Here is a 3,188-nt window from a genome sequence, read left to right on the forward strand (position 1 = left end):
TCGAGCACGCGCTGCAGCTGGCCACCGAGGCCCGTGACGCCCGCAAGCCGCTGTCGATCGGCCTCGTCGGCAACGCCGCGGAGATCTTCCCGGCACTGCTGGCCATGGACGCCCCCATCGACATCGTCACCGACCAGACGTCGGCACACGACCCGCTGTCGTACCTGCCGCTCGGCGTCGACTTCGCCGACATGAAGGCGCTCGCCGCCAAGGACCCGGAGCACTTCACCGAGGAGTCCCGCAAGTCGATGGCCGCGCACGTCGAGGCGATGGTCGGCTTCATGGACAAGGGCGCCGAGGTCTTCGACTACGGCAACTCCATCCGCGACGAGGCCCGCAAGGCCGGCTACGACCGCGCCTTCGAGTTCCCCGGCTTCGTCCCGGCGTACATCCGCCCGCTGTTCGAGGAGGGCCTCGGCCCGTTCCGCTGGGCCGCGCTGTCCGGCGACCCCAAGGACATCGCCGCGACCGACAAGGCGATCCTCGAACTCTTCCCCGAGAACGAGCACCTCAAGCGGTGGATCGAGATGGCCGGCGAGAAGGTTGCCTTCGAGGGCCTGCCCGCCCGCATCTGCTGGCTCGGCTACGGCGAGCGCCACAAGGCCGGCCTGAAGTTCAACGAGATGGTCGCCAGCGGCGAGCTGTCCGCGCCGATCGCCATCGGCCGTGACCACCTCGACTCCGGCTCCGTCGCCTCGCCGTACCGCGAGACTGAGGCCATGAAGGACGGCTCGGACGCGATCGCCGACTGGCCGCTGCTCAACGCCCTCGTCAACACCGCGTCGGGCGCCTCCTGGGTGTCGATCCACCACGGCGGCGGCGTCGGCATGGGCCGCTCGATCCACGCCGGTCAGGTGTGCATCGCCGACGGCTCCGAGCTGGCCGCGAAGAAGATCGAGGCCGTGCTCACCAACGACCCGGGCATGGGCGTCATCCGGCACGTGGACGCGGGCTACGAGCACGCGATCGACACCGCGCGCGAGCGTGGCGTGCGTATCCCGATGAGCGAGAACAACTGACCGGGAACGAGTGATCTCGACCCACTGATCCACCCACCGGTACGGACTCACGACGACCAGCGTGAGCCCGTACCGGTGGCGCTGACATCGGCTCGGTGACGAGCGAACGACGTCGACCCCCGACGAGCGGCAACGCGCAGGACGATCCCCCCTGCGCGTTGCCGCTCGTCGTCGTTTCCGGGTTCGGAGGGACGGGACCTACTGCCTCTGGACAAACGCAGCGGCGGGATGCGATAGTCATCGCATGCCACTAGATGGCAATTGACTTCCACTAGATGAAATCTAGCGATTCCCCCTCTCGTTCCTCCAGGAGTTACCCGTGACCGCTCAGCCGCTCGACGACACCCTCGACCTGACCGAATTCCGCAGCACCGTGCGCGCTTTCGCCAACGCAGAGATCCTGCCCGGCGCCGCCGAGCGCGACGAGTCCAAGGAATTCCCCGCGCGCCTGATGCGCCGACTGGCCGAGCAGGACCTCATGGGCATCTCCGTCCCGGAGGAGTTCGGCGGCCTCGGCCTGTCGACCCGCGCCCAGTTGGTTGCCGTCGAGGAGGTCGCGCGCGCCGACGCCGCACTCGCGTCCATCTACACCGCCCACTACCTGGGCCTCGAGCCGATCCTCGTGGGCGGCACCGAGGAGCAGAAGAAGCGCTGGCTGCCCGGACTGGCCTCCGGCGAGGTCCTCGCAGGCTTCGCACTCACCGAGCCCGACGCCGGTTCCGACATCGCGTCGATGCGTACCGTGGCACGCCGCGAGGACGACGGCTGGCACCTGTCCGGCTCCAAGACCTTCATCTCCAACGCCCGCGAGGCCGACCTCGTCGTGCTGTTCGCCAAGACCGACCCCTCCGCCGGCTTCCGTGGCATCACCGCGTTCGCGGTGCCCAAGGGCACGCCCGGCATCAGCTACTCCGAGCCGCAGGACAAGATGGGCATCCGCTCGGCGCCCACCTACACCGTCTACCTCGACGACGTGGTCCTCCCGCACGACGCCGTGATCGGCACCGAGGGCCGCGGCGGCAACATCGCGCTCACCGCCCTCAACCGCGCCCGCATCGACGTCGCCGCGATGGCCAACGGAATCGCGCTGCGCGCTTGGGAACTCGGTCGTGAATACGCTTCCGAGCGCAAGCAGTTCGGGCACCCCATCTTCGAGTTCCAGGCCATCCAGCTGCTGCTGGGCGAGTGCGACGCCAAGCTCGTCGCCTCGCGCGTCACGGCCGACTGGGCGTCCGACGTCAAGGACGCGGGCCAGGACCTGCGCCGCGCCGCCTCGATTTCGAAGTACGTGGCCACCGAGGCCTGCTTCTCGATCGTCGACCAGGTCGTCCAGATCCACGGTGGCGCCGGCTTCATGCGCGAGTCCGAGATCGAGCGTCTCTACCGCGACTGCCGGATCCTGCGCATCTTCGAGGGCACCTCGCAGATCCAGCTGCTGACCATCGCGGGCAACGCCCCGTCGATCCGGTCCACCGAGTACTGAGAACGACTGGGAGACAACATTATGACCGCGCTTCCCCCGCTCGACGGCGTCCGCGTCGTCGACCTGTCCCGCGTGCTGGCGGGCCCGTTCTGCACCGCACTGCTCGCGGATGCCGGCGCCGACGTCGTGAAGATCGAGTCGAAGGCCGGCGAGGACTCGCGCCACCTCGGGCCGTTCCGCGACGGCGAGAGCATCTACTTCAACGTCCTCAACCGTGGCAAGCGCTCGATCGCGCTCGACCTCAAGGACCCCGAGGACCGAGAAGCGTTGCTGCAGTTGATCGAGGGCGCCGACGTCGTCGTCGAGAACTTCCGTCCCGGCGTCACCACCCGGCTCGGGATCGACTACGAGGCAGCCAAGGCACGCAACCCGAAGATCGTCTACGCGTCGATCTCCGGCTTCGGCCAGCAGGGCCCGATGGCGGGCGCCGCGGCCTACGACCTGGTGGTCCAGGCGCTCTCCGGCGTCATGAGCATCACCGGCACCGAGGAGTCCGGTCCCACCCGACTGGGCGAGTCGTTCGGCGACACCATCACCGGCGTCTTCGCTGCGTGGGGCATCAGCACCGCGCTGCTGGCGGCCCGCACCACCGGCGAGGGCCAGCACCTCGACGTCGCGATGTTCGACAGCATGCTCGCGATGCTGCCCACCGCGCACAGCCAGCTGCAGGCGTCCGGCGAGACCCC

3 protein-coding genes are annotated in these 3,188 nt (G+C 68.9%); all 3 read left to right on the plus strand.

The annotated features are described in order from the left end of the window. The coding region (gene hutU / locus R1101_RS0119760; protein ID WP_016935042.1) for a urocanate hydratase at window positions 1-1,019 on the plus strand (1,019 nt) is incomplete at its 5' end. A 319-nt stretch (window positions 1,020-1,338) separates the two neighbouring features. Then, the gene (locus R1101_RS0119765; RefSeq protein WP_005517413.1) at window positions 1,339-2,502 is read left to right on the plus strand and encodes an acyl-CoA dehydrogenase family protein; all 1,164 of its coding nucleotides are present in this window, start codon (window positions 1,339-1,341) and stop codon (window positions 2,500-2,502) included. A 21-nt stretch (window positions 2,503-2,523) separates the two neighbouring features. Then, window positions 2,524-3,188 (plus strand): CaiB/BaiF CoA transferase family protein (locus R1101_RS0119770; protein ID WP_016935043.1); only part of this gene is annotated, 665 nt, incomplete at its 3' end.

The organism is Rhodococcus sp. R1101, from assembly GCF_000278445.1.
Taxonomy (GTDB): domain Bacteria; phylum Actinomycetota; class Actinomycetes; order Mycobacteriales; family Mycobacteriaceae; genus Rhodococcus; species Rhodococcus gordoniae.